Annotated in this window: 16 protein-coding genes and 1 pseudogene; 11 read left to right on the forward strand and 6 right to left on the reverse strand. The window is 70.1% G+C overall.

Going from position 1 to position 17077, the window contains the following annotated elements; genetic code table 11:
• Positions 1 to 490 precede the first annotated feature (490 nt).
• Positions 491 to 3316: a helix-turn-helix transcriptional regulator gene (locus MXD58_RS06495; RefSeq protein WP_248840390.1), complete on the forward strand. Its 2826-nt coding sequence runs from the start codon at positions 491 to 493 to the stop codon at positions 3314 to 3316.
• A 111-nt stretch (positions 3317 to 3427) separates the two neighbouring features.
• Here MXD58_RS06495 and MXD58_RS06500 read toward each other — a convergent pair whose 3' ends face one another.
• Positions 3428 to 4096 carry an AMIN-like domain-containing (lipo)protein gene (locus MXD58_RS06500; protein WP_248840391.1) on the reverse strand — a complete coding sequence of 223 codons (669 nt, stop codon included), beginning with the start codon at positions 4094 to 4096 and terminating at the stop codon, positions 3428 to 3430.
• Positions 4097 to 4525: 429 nt separating this feature from the next.
• Here MXD58_RS06500 and MXD58_RS06505 point away from each other — a divergent pair, with 429 nt between their 5' ends.
• The 8 genes and pseudogenes from MXD58_RS06505 to MXD58_RS31635 all read left to right on the forward strand — a co-directional run.
• On the forward strand, positions 4526 to 5404 hold the full coding sequence (locus MXD58_RS06505) for a universal stress protein (protein ID WP_248840392.1): 879 nt from the start codon (positions 4526 to 4528) through the stop codon (positions 5402 to 5404).
• Positions 5405 to 5458: 54 nt separating this feature from the next.
• Complete coding sequence (locus MXD58_RS06510) at positions 5459 to 7195, forward strand: SulP family inorganic anion transporter (protein ID WP_248840393.1); 1737 nt, start codon at positions 5459 to 5461, stop codon at positions 7193 to 7195.
• Positions 7192 to 7398: a sterol desaturase family protein gene (locus tag MXD58_RS06515; RefSeq protein WP_248840394.1), complete on the forward strand. Its 207-nt coding sequence runs from the start codon at positions 7192 to 7194 to the stop codon at positions 7396 to 7398. Before MXD58_RS06510 ends, MXD58_RS06515 begins: the two co-directional genes overlap by 4 nt.
• 183 nt (positions 7399 to 7581) lie before the next feature.
• Positions 7582 to 8574: an NADPH:quinone oxidoreductase family protein gene (locus tag MXD58_RS06520; RefSeq protein WP_248840395.1), complete on the forward strand. Its 993-nt coding sequence runs from the start codon at positions 7582 to 7584 to the stop codon at positions 8572 to 8574.
• Complete coding sequence (locus MXD58_RS30615; RefSeq protein WP_308301917.1) at positions 8571 to 9215, forward strand: SDR family NAD(P)-dependent oxidoreductase; 645 nt, start codon at positions 8571 to 8573, stop codon at positions 9213 to 9215. Before MXD58_RS06520 ends, MXD58_RS30615 begins: the two co-directional genes overlap by 4 nt.
• 6 nt (positions 9216 to 9221) lie before the next feature.
• Complete coding sequence (locus MXD58_RS06535) at positions 9222 to 9905, forward strand: GntR family transcriptional regulator (protein ID WP_248840396.1); 684 nt, start codon at positions 9222 to 9224, stop codon at positions 9903 to 9905.
• Between the two features lie 15 nt (positions 9906 to 9920).
• A complete protein-coding gene (locus MXD58_RS31630; RefSeq protein ID WP_518477299.1) occupies positions 9921 to 10118 on the forward strand; it encodes a hypothetical protein in 198 nt (65 codons plus the stop codon).
• Positions 10115 to 10246 (forward strand): annotated as a pseudogene (locus tag MXD58_RS31635) (acyl-CoA dehydrogenase family protein); the annotation flags it as partial. The gene MXD58_RS31630 and the pseudogene MXD58_RS31635, both read left to right, overlap by 4 nt.
• A gap of 266 nt (positions 10247 to 10512) precedes the next feature.
• On the opposite strand, the gene MXD58_RS06545 reads toward MXD58_RS31635, so the two are convergent.
• The 4 genes from MXD58_RS06545 to MXD58_RS06555 form a co-directional block, all read right to left on the reverse strand.
• Positions 10513 to 11676: a hypothetical protein gene (locus MXD58_RS06545; protein ID WP_248840397.1), complete on the reverse strand. Its 1164-nt coding sequence runs from the start codon at positions 11674 to 11676 to the stop codon at positions 10513 to 10515.
• A gap of 44 nt (positions 11677 to 11720) precedes the next feature.
• Positions 11721 to 12032 carry a hypothetical protein gene (locus MXD58_RS06550; protein WP_248840398.1) on the reverse strand — a complete coding sequence of 104 codons (312 nt, stop codon included), beginning with the start codon at positions 12030 to 12032 and terminating at the stop codon, positions 11721 to 11723.
• 133 nt (positions 12033 to 12165) lie between these two features.
• Positions 12166 to 12471 carry an eCIS core domain-containing protein gene (locus MXD58_RS31015; protein WP_374615725.1) on the reverse strand — a complete coding sequence of 102 codons (306 nt, stop codon included), beginning with the start codon at positions 12469 to 12471 and terminating at the stop codon, positions 12166 to 12168.
• 94 nt (positions 12472 to 12565) lie between these two features.
• Positions 12566 to 14869, reverse strand: a complete 2304-nt coding sequence (locus MXD58_RS06555; RefSeq protein ID WP_248840399.1) for an ATP-binding protein — start codon at positions 14867 to 14869, stop codon at positions 12566 to 12568.
• A 441-nt stretch (positions 14870 to 15310) separates the two neighbouring features.
• Between MXD58_RS06555 and MXD58_RS06560 the strand changes: the two genes are divergently transcribed.
• Positions 15311 to 15934 (forward strand): response regulator transcription factor, encoded by a 624-nt coding sequence (locus MXD58_RS06560; protein WP_248840400.1) that lies wholly within the window; start codon positions 15311 to 15313, stop codon positions 15932 to 15934.
• 61 nt (positions 15935 to 15995) lie between these two features.
• Positions 15996 to 16595, forward strand: coding sequence for a Pvc16 family protein (locus tag MXD58_RS06565; RefSeq protein ID WP_248840401.1), 600 nt, complete (start codon positions 15996 to 15998; stop codon positions 16593 to 16595).
• Here MXD58_RS06565 and MXD58_RS06570 read toward each other — a convergent pair.
• Positions 16592 to 17077, reverse strand: a 486-nt coding sequence (locus MXD58_RS06570; RefSeq protein WP_250609116.1) for an RICIN domain-containing protein, incomplete at its 5' end; no start/stop codon positions are given. The genes MXD58_RS06565 and MXD58_RS06570 overlap by 4 nt on opposite strands.

A 17077-nucleotide genomic window follows, 5' to 3' on the forward strand; every position in this document is an offset into this window, starting at 1 on the left:
GGCCGCGGCCGCCAGTCCCACGAGCCGCGCACCCCACCAGCCCCGCAGCCCCACCAGCCGGGCGGCCGGGCGAGCCGGGTCGCTTCCCGGCCCCTCCCTCTCCTCAGGCGACCTGGACCTATCCCCCGACCATCTCACTACGTGCGCACAGTCTGCAGATGAGGACACATGGCCATCGACTCTCGCCTATCATGCTGAATCGCTACAGATTGCTTACCTATCATCGCTCTGAGCGCTTCCTCTTGATCTGATGTCGAACTCCGCGAACCACCCGCGACACGCACCGACGTCCACCCGCCGAGAGACGCACCCGGCCCCTCGGCCGCGCCGACATCAATCGGCGCACCCCGCCCCTTCCCTCGGCGACCACTGCCTGCGCTCCTAGGCGGCGCACAGGCAGTCCGGACGTGCCGCCACCTCGCCGTCACCGCCTCGTCGACCCAGCCGCCCGCAAGGCCCGTCCACCACATCCGCAAGGAGTCCGCCGACCATGATCTTCGTCGCGCGCGAAACCGAAATCGGGGTTTTCGAAAGATTGATCGCCGACTGCGCGAGCGATCCTCCGAACGGTCAGATCGCCCTTGTCACCGGCCCAGCCGGAATCGGAAAGAGCGCTCTCCTGCGGGTTTTCGCCGAGCGAGCCACCACAGCAGGAATTCGCCCGCTGCGCGCGGTCGGATGCACCGATGACGGTTCCCTGCCGTTCCGCCTGACGCAGCAGCTTTTCAGTGATTTCACGGACGATTCGCGCTATCATCACCTGGTCACCAGGGCTATCGATCACTATGTGGCACTTACCCTGGACCGCCCGGGAAAGGGCGAGCTGTCGGCAGCCTACTCCCGGGTTCTGGGTGGTATCGAGGTTTTTCTGCGGGACCTCGGCACGCGAGGCCCGCTTCTCGTCCTGGTGGACGACGCGGGCAGGGCCGATCCCGTATCCCGACGCTGCCTCGTCGATATGATGCGGCGAATCGCTTTTCTCCGCGCACTTTTCGTGTTGACGGCGCCCACCGGCGAAGCCACCTGGAATGATCCGGCGGCGAGCCGGGTCTTCCTACAACCAGAGGTCACCCACCTCCGGCTGGCGCCGCTGTCCCCCGAGGACACCGTTGCGATCATGGCCCGGCGGACCGGAACCGGAACAATCCAGCAGGCACGGGCGGTGCACCGGGCCACGGGGGGAAATCCCCTCCTGACGCAGGCACTGATCGAGGACCATCAGGAGGCGATCGCCCAGCGGGCCCTCCCGTCCGCGACGGAGCCGGTGGCCGGGCTGGCCTTCGAACGGGCGGTGCTGTCCTGCCTCGAACGTGCCGGGCCGGCGGTCCTCGACGTCGCCCAGGCGGTAGCGGTACTGGACGATTCCGGGCGGCCGGATCGGATCTCGCGGCTACTCGACAGCCCTCCGGACGCCGTGGACCGAGGGCTTCGCGTGCTGGAACAGGCCGGGCTGCTCGAGAACCTGTGCCTGCGCCATCCGGTGGCCCGCCGGGCGGTCGAGGCCGGCATCCACGCCGACCGGCGTCTGGAGCTGCACCGCCGCGCCGCAGCACTGCTGCACCACGACGGCGCCCGCGCCGTCGACATCGCCCGGCATCTGGTGGCCGCCGGGCACACCGAGGACGTCTGGGTCCAACCGGTGCTGCGGTTCGCGGCGGCACAGGCGGAGGCGGATGATCAGCTTGCCCTCGCGGTCGAGTTTCTCCAGCACGCCGTCGGCGCATGCTCGGTCGAGTCGGAACGTGGCGCGGTCCTGCTGGACGCGGCCGAGGCCGACTGGCGGCTCAGCCCGTCCACGATGTTTCACTATCTGCCTCGCCTGACGGCCGCGGCGCGCAAGGGCTATCTGGTGGGCCGCCGGGCCGTCGTCTTCGTGGCGGCGCTGGCCTGGCACGGCCGGTTGGCCGAGGCGTCCGCGGCGCTCGTCGACGTCAGCGATGCGAGCACGCGACGCGGCGGGCGGATCGCCGCCGACCTCGATATCGGGCGCCTCCTGCTGTGCTGCACCTATCCGGGGCTCATGGACCAGGTCCACCCGGTCTGCATCGGATCGGCGGCGCAGCCGCTGACCCCGGCCACGACAGATCCGGCGGAACGTGCCGCGCTCGCGCTGGCGGCCGTGCTCACCGGCCGGGGGCACGCGCTGGCCAGCACCGAGGCGGAACGTCTGCTCCTGAACATGCCGCCGACCGGCACCGGCATCGAGGCCGCCATGTCGGCGGCACTCGTGCTGATCTACACAGACCACCTCTCCGCCGCCGCCGCCGGCACGGAGCTCCTCAGCACGAATCCCGCGATCTCCCGCTCGAACACCCGGCGGGCGCTGGTCGCCGGTCTACAGGCCGAGATCGCGCTCAGACGGGGTGAGCTGCCCGACGCAGAGAGACACGCCCGCGCGGCGCTGACGGACGTGACGCCACACGGCTGGGGGGTTGGTCTCGGCGCGCCGCTGGCAAGCCTGCTGCTCGCCATGGTCCGTATGGGCCGTCTGGCCGACGCCGGGCGATGGCTGATGACCCCGGTCCCGGCCGCGATGTTCCAGACCCGGTTCGGCCTGCACTATCTGCATGCCAGAGGGCACTTCCACCTCGCGACCGGTCAGCTGCACGAGGCGCTCGCCGACTTCAGCACCTGCGGCGATCTGATGGTCCGCTGGGGGATGGACGTGTCCGGTCTGGTGGCCTGGCGGACCGACGCCGCCGAGGCGTACCTGCGGCTGGGCCAGCTGGACCGAAGCCGGCGCCTGGTCGAGGAACAACTCGCCCGGGAGGGACTCACCAGCTCGAGGACATCGGGAAACGCGTTTCGGCTGCTCGCGGCCGCCAGCGAACCCGGCGAGCGGCTGCCCCTGCTGCGACAGTCGGTGGAGGTCCTGCGCCAGGTCGGAGCCAGGGTGGACCTGGCCCGCGCGATGGCCGACCTGAGCATCGCCTACCACGGCAGCGGCAACACAGCCCAGGCCCGCTCCGTCTCACGAGGCGCCCGGCTCCTGGCGAACCAGAGCCAGGCCGAGGCGATTCTCGAGCCCCCCCGGCAACGCGCCGGCCACGGGCAGGCGGAATCCTACGGGGCCGCGCGCCGGTACCCGCCAGCTGCCGTCGACACACTGACCGACGCCGAACGGCGGGTCGCCGCCCTGGCCGCCCTGGGACACACCAACGGAGAGATCGCGGACCGGCTGTACATCACGACCAGTACCGTCGAACAGCATCTGACCAGGGTGTATCGCAAGCTGAACGTGCGATCCCGGGCAGACCTGCCCGCGGTGCTCGGCCCGGCGTCGCCGCGTAGATCCACCCAGTGTTCGGCGGGGTAGGCGGAGAACGCGCGCAACACCGCCAGATCGTCACCGATCTTCGCGACAGCGAGCGTTTCCCGCCGAACCCGGGCGAGGCAGCCATCCAGCAGAACGCGGGCGGCGGCTACGTCAGCCGGCGAGGTCGATGGCCAGCCGCGGCGGGTTCGACAACGTAAGCACCCGGAAACCAACCCGATCGCGGACGCCCAGGCCCAGATGGACGTATCCCTCGTAGTCGCCGGTCAGCCGGTACTGCACGAGCGTGGGCAGGCCACCACCCGTCCGCGGGGTGCGCAGCGTCGGGCTGCCGGCCACGTCGTGGGACACGGCCGGGAACAGCACCACCTCGAGGCATGCCCTGCCAGCTAGCGGAACGACCTCGCCCTGCCCAGGCGAACGCACCTCAGGCACATAGCGCACGTCGTAACCCGGAACACCACCACGGAATTCAATCACCAACCGGTCGAAGCTGGCACCGTCGGTGTGATGGCTGACGCGCATCGCCACGACCGTCGACGTACCCGACATCGTCGACTCGACCCGCCGTGGCGCCACCGGCCAGGCCGCGGGGGGTGCCGTTCCCGTCGGGGACGGGGTGGCCGATGGGGACGGGGTGACCGTCCCCGTCGGTGGGCGCGACGGCGGGTGCGAACCGGGCACCGACGAGGGCGCCGACGTCCTCGGCAGCGAGGTCGGCGCGGCGGTAACCGCGGTGGCGTGCCCCGAACCATGGCCACAGGCGGTCAACACCAGCAGAAGGCCAGCGAGCAACGCGCCCGCCCCTCGTGAGCCGCTCATCTCCGCCGCCTTCCGGGTGGCCAGCCGAGCAGGGCGCGGCGATGGTCGTGCCCGGCCACTGTCATCGCGGGCCGACCGAAGATGATCTTCGTGACTTCCGCCTCCTCGACCATCGGGCCCATCTTTGGTGTTCCCGTCGACACTCGCGGAGAGGTAGTCGATCGTCCCGACCCACCAGGAAGAAGGTCCCGCGATGGTCTCGTATATCGGCCTGAGTCCTCTTCACGGAAATTCTGGACCTCGTCGGCCATCGATTACTCTCGCAGGTGACGGCGGTCGGGAGGACCAGGCAACCGACATATCGACACAGGCCGAAATACCCACGCCGAGGATGCCTATCGCCATTCGAACTCCCCGTCGGCCGCGCCGAATAATGGGCTGCGCCAGGTTCACCGGAACGAGCGATTGACAGAGCTGGAGGCCGCAGGCATGAGCACGGAGCACAGGCAGCGCATTCTCGTCGGTATGGACGGTTCCACCGGATCCGAAGCGGCCCTGCGGTGGGCCTACACGACAGCCCAGCTCGAGCACCGGCCCGTCACGGCCCTGCTGGGCTGGACCGCCGACGGCCTGCCCCGCGGGGTCTACCGGGCCGCGGTCAACGCCGACTACCTCGGCCTGACCAAGGCCGCCGAACAGGCCCTGCACCGCAGCATCGCCCGAGTGCCCATGCCCGACCCACCCGTCGAACTCCACCAGGTCGTCGTCGAACAGGAACCCGTCGAAGCTCTGGCGAGCCAGGCCAAGAACGCCGCCATGACCGTGATCGGCACCAGCGGATCGGGTTTCGCCCACCGGGTCCTGGCCGGATCCGTCGCACAACAACTGCTACACCAGCACACCGGACCGGTCGTCGTGGTCCGCGGCAACGACTCTCCCGGCGAGCAGCCAGACCAACGGCCGATCGTGGTCGGCGTCGACGGCTCGGACCCCTCCAGCGCCGCCGTCCGCTGGGCCGCCGGCCAGGCAGCGGTACGCAACGTCCCGCTCTACCTGATCACTTCCTACCGCGTCTCCCTCACCCCCTTCGCCCCACCTCTTGAATACTTCGCCTCCCTGCACCAGGACGCCGAACGGCTGCTCGCCGACGTCGTCACCGCGAACATCGACGACGACACCGACCTCGAGATCCACCAGATCGCCATCGACAACTCCCCCAGCCAAGCCCTGCTCCTCGCCGCCCAGGACGCCCAACTCCTCGCCGTCGGCACCCGAGGCCACGGCGGCTTCGCCGAACTCGTCCTCGGCTCCACCACCCACCAGTGCGTCCTGCACGCCCCCTGCCCCGTCGCGGTCCTGCACGCCTGACCTCACATACCATCCCGGACACCCGGCGGGAGTCCTACGATCCTCTGACGCCGAGTGGAGGAGCACCCGATCCACGCCCATCGCCGCTTCCACGGGCCCGTTCCGTCGGCCTATTCCTGGCCGCAGCTGCGCGGGGACGCCGCGAGCGGGCTGGCCGTGGCCGCCTACCTGATCCCCCAGGTGATGGCCTACGCGTCACTCGCGGGCGTGCAGCCGGTGGCAGGTCTGTGGGCGGCCGCGCCCGCCATGGTGATCTACGCGTTCCTCGGGTCGTCAAGGCTGCTCTCGGTCGGCCCCGAATCGACCACGGCGCTGATGACCGCCGCCGCCATCGCCCCGCTCGCCGGCGGCGACCCCGCCCGGTACGCCCGGCTCGTCGCGGCCCTGGCCATCATGACCGGGGCCTTCGCGATCCTCGCCGGGCTGGCCCGGCTCGGCATCATCGCCGAACTGCTGTCCCAGCCCATCCTGGTCGGCTATCTCGCCGGCGTCGCCATAATCATGATCGTTGGCCAGCTGGGCAAGGTCACCGGCGTGCCGGTGGAAGGCGGCAACCTCTACGAGGAACTGCACTCGTTCGCTCGCGGCCTCCCCCACGCGCACGGCCCGACGGTGGCCCTCGCTGCCGCCTCCCTCGCCCTGCTCTTACTGCTGGCCTGGCAGGTCCCTCACCTACCGGGACCGCTGTTCGTGGTCGCGCTGGCGACGGCCGTGGTCGCGGCGGCCGGCCTCGACGCACACGGACTGCGCGTCGTCGGGACCATCCAGGCCGGGCTACCCGAGTGGCATCCACCCACCGCGACGGACCTGACGCGGGTCGCACCCGCCGCACTGGGCGTGCTGTTCGTCGGCTTCACCGACACCATGCTGACCGCCCGCGCGTTCGCCGCCCGCCACGGCCACACGGTGCACCCCAACCGCGAGCTGCTGGCGCTGGGTGCGGCGAACATCGGCGCCGGAACAGCCCAGGGTCTTCCCGTCTCCAGCAGCGGAAGCCGCACCGCCCTCGCGGCCGCTGGTGGTGCGAAAACGCAGGTCTACTCCCTCATCGCGGTCGGCGCGGTCGTCGGCACCCTGGCGTTGCTGCGCCCGGCGTTGGCGATGTTCCCCCTGGCGACCCTGGGCGCGCTCATCATCTTCGCCGCGCTCCGGCTCATCGACCTCAAGGGGTTCCGCCGGCTCGCCTCGTTCCGTCGCAGCGAACTCCTCCTCGCGTTGCTCGCCACCGCCGGCGTGCTCGTCTTCGACATCAGCTACGGGATCCTCATCGCCATCGGCGTCTCCCTGCTCGATCTGCTCACCCGGGTCGCCCGACCCCACGACGCCGTTCTCGGCCGGGTCCCGGGCCTCGACGGCATGCACGACGTCGACGACTACCCGAACGCCCGCACCATCCCCGGACTGTTCGCCTACCGGTACGACTCGCCGCTGTTCTTCGCCAACGCGCAGAACTTCCGACACCGTGCCCTCGCCGCGCTGCGCGGATCCACCGACCCGGTCGACTGGTTCATCCTCAACGTCGAAGCGATCATCGAGGTCGACATCACCGCCCTGGACGCACTCGAGGACCTGCGCGCCGAGGTGACCAGACGCGGCATCACGTTCGGCCTCGCGCATGTCAAACAGGATCTGCTCGACGACCTCGACGCCTACGGGCTCACCAGGGCCATAGGCCCACGGATGATCTTCCCGACCATGCGGGCCGCCATCACCGCCCACGAGACCCGCCCGGTCGGTCCGCGACAACCACCATGCGCGGAGCAGGGAATCGGCCGGTCACCATCGGAGTGAGCGCCGGACCGGTAGCTGCGGTCGCTCGCCTGGCGCAGCCGGGATGGCTGCAGTTCGCCGCGCTGGTGCTGCTCGCCGACCTGGCGAACTACGCCGGCCACCGGGCGTGGCACGAGATCGGGCCGCTGTGGCGGTTGCACGCCGTGCACCACTCGAGACCGACCTGGACTGGCTGTCCACCAGCCGCGGTCAGGGCGAGCTGATCGAAGGATCCCACGCAAAGCGCACGTTCCGATCAGCCACCGGCATCGCTTGTGTTCTGAGCCGCATTCGTCTAGACAAATATCGGCACGTCGGACTGTGCGCCGCCACCGTGGTCGCGGTGCGGTTCGCGGCCGCGTGACGTGGTGGCGAGGTGGCTCCGGACCTGTGGGAGGTCGGTAAGCGTGAGCAGTGCGTTGATCTGTACCAAGCTCGTCGGCGAGGACGGTCTCGAGCTGGGAGACTGGCCGACACCGGCGGTCGGGCCCGGCGCCGTGCGGATCGCGGTGCGCGCCGCCTCGGTGAACTTCCCGGACGTGCTGATGACCCGCGGGCTATACCACATGCGGCCCGAACCGCCGTTCGTGCCGGGCACCGAATGCGCGGGCGTGGTCACCGAGGTGGGAACCGACGTGCGGGACCTCGCCGTCGGCGACCGGGTGCTCGCCGTCCCGGGCGTCGGCGCGTTCGCGACGCAGGTCGTCGTCGCGCCGCCGCGCCAGCAGGTGCACCGCATCCCGGACGCGATGCCCTTCGACGAGGCCTCCGCCTTCACGATCGCCTACGGGACGGCCTACCACGGGCTGATACGCCGCGGCGCCCTGAAGACGGGCGAGTCGGTCCTGGTGCTCGGCGCCAGCGGCGGCTGCGGCTCGGCCGCCGTCCAGGTCGCCAAGGCGGCGGGCGCGACGGTCGTGGCGGTCGCTGGTGGACCGGAGAAGTGCGCGCTGGCCCGCGAGCTCGGCGCGGACACGGTGCTCGACCACCAGGGGCTGCCCTCGCTGTCGGCGGCGGTCCGGGAGCACACCGGCGGGCGCGGCGTCGATGTGGTGTTCGACCCGGTCGGCGGGGCGGAGATCCGGGAGCCGCTGCGTTCGCTGGCGTGGAACGGTCGGTATCTCACGATCGGCTTCGCCAGCGGGGAGATCCCCACGATGCGGGTCAACCAGACGATCCTGAAGGGCATCTCGATCATCGGGGTCGCGTACGGGATGTCCGCGGTCCTCGACCCGGCCGCGAACGCCGCGGATCTGGCGGCGCTTTTCCGCTGGTACGAGGCCGGCCTGGTCAGGCCCGCGGTGAGCGCGCGCTTCCCGCTCGAGCAGGCCGCCGACGCGATGCGCCTCGTGCACGACCGCCAGGTCATCGGCAAGGTCGTCGTCGAGATGCCCGCGTGAGCCGCGTCGCCGTCGTCACCGGCGGGGCGAGCGGCATCGGCGCCGCGACCGTCGAACTGCTCACCGCCGGCGGCGCCGGGCGGATCGTGAACGTCGCCTCCACCGAGGCGCTCACCGCCGGTCGCCTCACCGGCCCGTACACGGTCTCCAAGCACGCCATCGTCGGCCTGACCCGTTCACTGGCCGTCGACTACGGACGCGTCGGGATCACCGCCAACTGTGTCTGTCCCGGGGCGACCCTCACCGGGATGACCGCCGCCATCCCGGCCGAGCAGCGCACGGCCTTCGCCCGCCGCAACATCCCCGTGGGCCGGTACGGCCGGCCGGCGGAGATCGCCCACATGATCGTCGCGCTCACCGCCGTCGAGGCCTCGTTCGTCGCCGACGTGGCCGTCTTCGGTATGCCCGACCCCGAGATGGGGCAGTACGTACACGCGGTCATCCAGCCGGCCGTCGGTGTCGAGGCGACCCCGGAGTTCGCCGCGGAGCTCCGCACGTTCGCGCGCGACAACGTCGCCCACTACAAGGTTCCGCGGGTGTTCGACTTCCGGGCGGAACTGCCGCGCATGGCCACCGGCAAACTCGCCAAGAACCAGTTGCGCGACGAGTACGTGGCGGCGTCGCGTGCAAGCCGCGGATAACGAGGCGTGGTCGCTCCCCGACATCAGGCTCTCGCCGAGACGCTGCTCGCGCAGATCGCCGAGGGCACGTTCCCCGTCGGCAGCCGGATCCCGACGGAGGAACAGCTGTGCGCCGCGCACGGCCTGGCCCGCGAGACGGTCCGACGCGCCCTGCGCCGCCTCGAGGACCTCGGCATGATCAGCCGCCGGCAGGGCTCGGGAACCACCGTGCTCGCCTCCCGGCCCGTCGCCGGCTACCAGCCGGTGGCGCGCTCGGCCGCGGACATCGTCGCGCTGGCGGCGGACACGAGGATCGTGGATTCCTGGTCCGGCGACACCGTGCTGGACGCCGAGGCCGCCGGGCGCCTCGGCGCGGCCGCGGGCTCCGCCTGGTTCGTGGTCCGCGGCCCGCGGGTGCGCCGGGACACCGGCGCGACGATCTGCTGGAGCGAGCACTACCTGCGTTCCGACCTGCCCCGGGAGAAGATTCTTCGCTTCAGTTTCCGCGCCGAGGACGTCGCGGACGGCGAGGTCGAGCAGGTCATCTCGGCTGCCCTGGTCACCGAGCGGATGGCCGTGGCACTCGGCGTGGCCCCCGCTACGGCGGCCCTCGTCATCACCCGCCGCCACTACGGCCGCGACGGTCGGCTGGCCAGCGTCGGCATCCACAGCCACCCGGCCGACCGATACCAGATCGCCACCAGACTCTGATAGGAGAGTGGGTCGATGGTTTCCTTCGACGTCGAGCCGCAGCTCGCCGCGGACCTCGCCTGGATCAAGCAGGTCATCGCGACCGAGATCGAACCACTCGATCTCGCCTTCGGCGGTGAGGAGGTCATCTATGACAAGTCGCACCCGGTGCACGACGCCTACCTGCGGCCGCTGCAGGACCAGGTTCGCGGGGGCTGTGGTCGTGCCACCTGACGCCGGAGTTCGGTGGGCAGGGCTACGGCCAGGTGCAGCTCGCCCTGATGAACGAGATCCTCGGTCGGTCCGCGTTCGCGCCGAGTGTGTTCGGCTGCCAGGCGCCGGACTCGGGCAACGCCGAGATCCTCGCCCACTACGGCACGGCTTCGCAGCGGGAACGGTATCTGGCGCCGTTGCTCGACGGCCGGATCTCCTCGTGCTACGCGATGGGGCAGGGCGGCGCCGACCCGTCGCTGTTCACCACCCGCGCCGTGCGCGACGGCGAGCACTGGGTGATCGACGGGGAGGAGTGGTTCTCGTCGAGCTTCGAGAAGGCCGCGTTCATCATCGTCATGGCCGTCACCAACCCGGACGTGTCGGTGTATTGGCGGAGTCGGGGTCGACCAGCCCCTCAGGACGATGGGTCCTCGACATCCTGCGGCGTGAAGGAGATCGAACGAGGCAGCATGACCTGGGGCCGAATCGCCTTCCGGACCACGTTTTCGATCACCTCCTCTGGGGTCATTTTCAAGTAAGGCGCCGCCACAATGGGATTCATCTCGTGCATGCGAGCGATCTCAACGACGATGAACTGCGCCAACCCCGGCACCACGTCCCCACCAACGAGAAGATTTTTCGAGGGCGGCATCGCGAAATCCTTCGCTGGAGCATTTGCGGGGACGTTCTCCTGCGCAGCCGGCACCGGCCCATAGTGGCGTATCTTTCCGCCGAAGTCCTGTGGCTTCTTGTTCTCCCGGTCGTTCGCAATGTACTGCCTACTTCTGTGCTCGAAATTGCGCGAATTGGCAAGATTCTCCACTCGGTCCGTCCGAGCCTTTTTGATGTTCATCGCCAGATCTATCAGCAGCGCCTTCGCCTCCTCTGGATCCTCGGCATTCACGATTCTTTTGAAGGTCAGGTCCGAATCCTTACCTTCGGTGAGATTCCGCTCCGTCCTGGCCGCCCGGATGATCCCTCCTTCCGGTGACCTATCGGCTACCGACGGATACTTCGCCCGCATGTCGCCATCGCTGACCGGCTTCCCAATCACGTGCCCACGAGGATAGGCGATCATCTTCCCGGTCTTGTCGTACCTCTGCGTCGGCCACTCCCGGCCGCGGAAGTCGGTCAGCATTGCCCAGCCACCCGCCCTTGCCACCAGATCGAGCGATAACGTGATGCGGGCGTCGCCGAATCGCGTTTTGCGGAACTCCTTCGAAGCTTCTGGGTCGATGTAGAAGAAGAGGAAGCCGTGGTTGCCGAAGATCCGCGCATTGCAATCGCCGGTATTCTCCGCCGTCCCCCCGAATTTGTCGGGGTGGCCATTGTTCTCGATGTTCATCGTCGCTGACGACTTCAACGTGCCCCATTTCCCCTCCCCATCGGTCGGGGGCGTTCCACCATAGATCATCTGCAGTCTTTTGGAGGGCAGGTAGTGGCGCCGTACGAAGGCGCTACTGAGAGCGCGCTCGATGTTTCCGCGCAGGACGCCCCAGTCCGGTTCGCCTGCCGCGGGCTCGCGCGAGGAACTAACAACCTCGTCAATCTGTAGCGCATCGAGGTTGTCGCGGGACATGGCCTGAAAATACTCTCGATAAGGGGCTGACGGCCGCTTCCTATTCATCCGGTCGTCGTTCCCAGGTCGTCCAGATCGAGATCCGGGCGCTTGCCCTCTCGGAATCCCTGCTCTTCGTCGTAGCCACTCATCAAGCCGTCGAGGGCTGCGACCTCGCCCTTCAGGGTTACGGGCGGTGCCGTACGGACATGGTCACCCACCGGGGGGATAACCGACCCGGCGTACCGCTGGAGCGAGACTTCGCCACCCATGACGTGGCCGGCGGTGACCCCCGCTGCGGAGTTCTGTGTCTCGGTCGGGCAGCGCTCGTGGACCAATGGGTGGTCGTCTCTGCCGCCGTCAGTGTGTTTGTTCACGAAGGCCCATCGCTGGAGGCGGGGAGCCGTCGGGGCATGGCCGGGACCCGACAGGGCGCGCTGCACAGCGGGGGCCGGACCGCGGGCCAGTCGGTTGGCGTTGGCATGGGCGGCCCGACGTGTAGGCGATCGCCTAGACCGCCCGCGCCGACTCGTCCGCCGCCCCGTCGGTGTGTATCCGCACGTCTGAGAAGTCCGCGCCCATGCTCGTCTGCGTTTCCTGAAGGACCGCGGGTGGCAGCGGTTTCCCGGGAGAGGTAAGCGCACGCTCCACCGAAGCCCGGGCCTGCGCCTGCGCCTGCGCCACAGCAGCGTTTCCCGCCCTCCGCTGAAGTGCCAGCAGCGCTGATGCCGCAGTGGCCGCTGTCCCAGCGCGCGGCTGTAGGTAGTGCGGCGCACCGGGGTGGCCGGAGTTGCCGTGTGGGCGCCGGACGTACATCAGGGTCTCCTTGGACAGGTGCCGCAAGGCAGGTCGGCCGGTGCGGCCGCGGGCGGGGGACTCCGATGCGGCGATGAGGATCCGCGATGGTGCATCATCCGGAGCGGCCAGGGCTGCGGGATTCTCCGTGGGGTGGACGATGGGATTCCGCGCGCGGTGGGCAGACCAAGGGCTCAGAGCCGTCGAACGGCTCGGTGTCGGGGATGAGGCGGCCGGCCTTGCGGTACTCGCGTTGGGCACCGACGGTCAGGTCGGCGGTGGTGACGGGGCCACCGCGGTCGGCGGCGGCGTAGGCGGCGGTGACGACAGCGCTGCGGATGGCGCCACCGGACAGCTCGAAGGCGGCGGCGCACGCCTCGGGCCGGGTGTCGTCCGCGCACGGCACGTGGGCGAGGCTGTGCCGCCACAGCGCCAGGCGCTGTTCCGGGTCGGGAAACGGAAAATTCACCACCAGGTCGAGGCGGCGGGTGAAGGCGTCGTCCAGATTGGCCCGCAGGTTGGTGGTGAGCAGGACGATTCCGTCCACCGCCTCCATCCGCTGGAGCAGGTAGGCGCTTTCCCTGTTGGCGTGGCGTTCGTCGGGGCCGCGTGCCGCGGAACGTTGGCCGAACAGCGCGTCGGCCTCGTCGAACAGCAGGACACAGTCGGTCTGGTCCGCCTCGGCGAAGATGCGCTCGAGGTTCTTCTCCGTCTCACCGACGTACTTGTCCACGACGCTGGGTAGCTGTACCACATAGAGATCGAGGCCCAGGTCGGCGGCGATCACCTCGGCCGCCAGCGTCTTGCCGGTGCCCGACTTGCCGGCGAACAGCGCGATCACCCCGGTGCCGCGTCCACCGCCGGCGCGCAACCGCCATTGTTCCAGGACACGGCTGCGGTGCCGGGCCCGCGTCGCGACCTCCCGCAGCTGCGCGAGCACGTCAGCGGGCAGCAGGAGATCCTCCCAGCCCACGGCCGGGCGGATCCGCCGAGCATGGCGTTGCAGGCCCGAGGTCGCCTGATGGCGGATGGCGAGCCGCAGGTGGGCGGGTCGCAGCGGACCGAGATCGAAGCGGGCCAGGTCGGCGGCGCTCGCCGCGGCCCGGCGGATCCGGTCACCGGCGAGGCGGTGGTGCCCGACGACCGGAGCGAGATCGAAGGGAGGTGGCCCGCCGAGCGCCGCCGTCCAGGCCTCGGCGATGTCCTCCGGGGCTCGGCGCGGCGCGTCGAGGATGAGCGGGTCGCGTGGGCACCACTGGGGGTCATAGGGCGCGGCCGCGGCGATCAGCACCGTCAGATCCGGCCCGCCCAGAGCCGACAGCAGTCCCGTCGGATCATCGGGCAGCGCGTCGACGACGATCGCCTGTCCGGTCAGCCGGGCCTCCCGGACCAGCGCGGCCAGGGGCAGGCGGTCACCACCGGTGGTCCGGCCGAACTGACCGGCCGGGTCACCTTGGTCGGTCTCCCCGGCCGCGGGGTCCTCATGGTCGGTGCGGTGCGTCCCGGTGTCGGGGTGGCGCGCTGCCTGCCGGGCCGCGCGGAACCGCAACGCCGGGCGGCCGGCCGCCCGCAGGGCCCTCGCCGCGCAGGCAAGCCCCTCCCCCTCGCCGTGCTCGCGCAGGTACACCAGCGACGGTCCAGCCACGAGCCGGTCGGCCAGTCGCCGCGTCACCTGGTCCGAGGCCCGCGTGCCCGGGTCCGTCAGGGGCGTCACCCATCCGGTCAGGGCGGGGTCGGCGGTGTCGTCCCCGAGCAGGTGGGCCATGACCCGGTCCGGGACGCGCAGGCCGCGCCCAAGGTAGGGCCGCTCGCCGTCCTCGACCAGCAGCAGCCCCCCGGCCCGCAGCGGTGCGCCGGGATGGAAGCGGGCCCGGCCGGGCGCCTGGTAGGACGGCTCGCCGCACAGCTCGAGCGCGAGGCCGATGGTGGCCCGACGGCGGCTGACATCGTCGTTGAGGTAGCCGTAGAACGGCTCGAAGCCACGGTCGAGATCGGGGGCCAACGCGATGAGGAGCAGGGCGACGTCCAGCCCGCTCAGGCCGAACCGGCCCGCGAGACCGTTCAACACGTCCTTGCCGCGGCCCGCCGCACCATCCTGGCCGATGCTGTCGTCCTTGCCGATGCTGTCGTCCTTGCCGATGCTGTCGTCCTTGCCGATGCTGTCGTCCTCATGGGTCCCGCCGTATCCGCGGGGCGCGTCGGCCGGGCTGGGCGGGCTGGGCGGGCTGGACCACCCGGGCCGGGTGGTGCTGAGCAGGTGCTGCACCGTGTCGTCGGAGAGGTACAGGCCACGCAGCGGGTCGTCGGCCGTCGGGTCGCCCGCGCGCCGCCGTTCGACGAGGACGGCGACGCGCTCGCGAAGCCGGTCGAGCCGCGCGAGGAGCGGCGATCCGTCGTTCTTGGTCAGCCGCTCGGTCATCTACCTCGTGCCTCCGCTCGCCGCTACGGGGAGGTGGGGCCGCGTTCCCGGGGTCCCGGCCTCGCCGCCCGCCTCCCAGGAGGTTCCTATCGGCGCTGGTGCCGATCCCCCAGGGCACGCGGGGAAGACCGGCGGGCACCGGGAGGTGACCGCCCGGACCATCGGCTGCGCCCCTGACCTGGCCACCCGCGCCTCGAACCCGGCGCGAACGGGCAGCCGGCCAGGAGAATTCACGAATCAAGTATTTCGACGTTTTCTTGATCGGGCCTGGCAGTGGGTGAAGGTGTCCCGTGGGTTTCCAGCCCGGTCTCTCTGTCGATTATGACCTGACGGCAGAATCCATGATGAAAGTTCACCTGTCGACTGACGCTCCTCTAGTGTGGGGCGGCAGCGTCGGTAGCGGGGAGTGATCGCCGGTCTTTTGCGGGGGTGGAGGTTGGGGTGGAGCGCATCCTGGTTGCTGTCGAGGCGACGGATCCTGTTCTGCATAGCGGCGTCACGGCGCTGGTCCGCTATCGACCGGAGATCGAGGTTGTTCCGGCCACGGAGATGGCGCGGGCGGCCGTCCTCCTTGTCTGTGTGGACACGGTGGACACCCAGGTCCTGACTCTGGTACGGCGTCACTGTCGAAGTCTGAACGCCCGTGTTGTTCTGCTGGTCAGCGCACTGCGCGACGGTGACCTTCTCGGTGTCGTCGAATGCGGGACCGCGGCGGTGATCTGGCGTCACGAGGCCAGCAGTGAACGGATCGTCGAGGCGGTCGCGCTGGTCGCGCGGGGTTTCGGGCAGCTGCCGCCGGATCTCACCGGCAGCCTGCTCGGCCAGGTCGGTCAGATCCGCCGGCAGAACGGGCGCGACAGCCCTGGCGTGGCCGGCCTCGCGAATCGGGAGATCGACATCCTGCGCCTGATCGCCGAGGGCCTGGATACCAGGGAGATCGCCGTCAAGCTGGCCTACTCGGAACGAACGGTGAAAAACGCTCTGCACGGGTTGATGACGCGCATGCACCTGCGTAACCGGGCGCATGCCGTCGCCTACGCGGTCCGCGAAGGCTACCTGCGCTGAGGCCGGCACGAAGAGCGCGTCCGCCGGCAGCCCCGGCCCGTCAGGACAGGAATGGCATCAGGTGATCCCCGAGATCGACGCCGCGCTGCGTCAGCTGCTGCGGTCCAGCCCCGTCACGGGGCAGGGCTGCGAGATCGCCTTCGACGCGCCGACCCGGGATTGGGCCGCGCGGCGGACCGTGCCCACCGTCGACGCCTACCTCTATGACCTCCGGGAGGATCTCGGCCGGCGAGAACGCGGCTTCACCGCGGTTCCCGACGATACCGGCGTCACCCGCGTCTGGCGGCAGCGACCCAGATATTTCCGCCTGTCCTATCTCGTCACGGCGTGGACCAACGGGGTGGAGGACGAACACCGTCTGCTCGCCGCGGCGCTGGCCTGCCTGCTGCGGCACGAGACCCTGCCGCTGAGCGGCTCGCACGGCGTGCTTGCCGCCGCCGGGGCGGTCCTGCCGATGACGGTCGCCGTGCCGCCGGATCAGAGCCGGTCCCTGGCCGACATCTGGTCGGCGCTCGGCGGCGACCTGAAACCCTCGCTGGACGTGGTCGTCACCGCGCCGATGCCGGTCTCCGTCGAGATCGCCGCCGCACCGCCCGTGACCGAGCGCCTGACCGTCGACGCCCGCCTGCGCGACCCCTCCGGCGGGCCCGCCGGGCGCTAGCGGATGACGGTCTTCACCCACTGCTCGTTGGGGTCGCTGTCCTGTCGATTCCAGGCGTAGATGTTTTTGCCGTCGGTGTCGAGGGCCAGTTTGGTCTGCAGGTCCTGGAGATTGTAGGTGTTGTCGGCGACCTCGGTGATCATCCAGCGCTGGAACAGTGAACCGTCGCAGGTGGCGACCACGACCGCGCCCGCGTTCCCGTTCTTGATGGGATAGCTGTCCAGGCAGGCGGTCGGGTCGTTCCCGATGAGCGTGTACCAGCCGTCGGAGTTGAGATGCAGCGTGAACCACTGCGCGGGGTCGGCGCCGTCGCAGACGACGGGAACGATCCTGCGGTCCTTGCTGAAACTCGCACACACCCCCATGGCCACGTCCCTGAAGGTGACCACCGGGTCCTTCGGCGGCGGCGGAGCGGCCGGGCGCGGCTTCGGCTCGGGCGTCGGCACCGGGGGCGCCGTCGCCGTCGGTGCCGGCTCTGGCGC

The organism is Frankia sp. AgKG'84/4 (assembly GCF_023242965.2).
Taxonomy (GTDB): Bacteria; Actinomycetota; Actinomycetes; order Frankiales; family Frankiaceae; genus Frankia.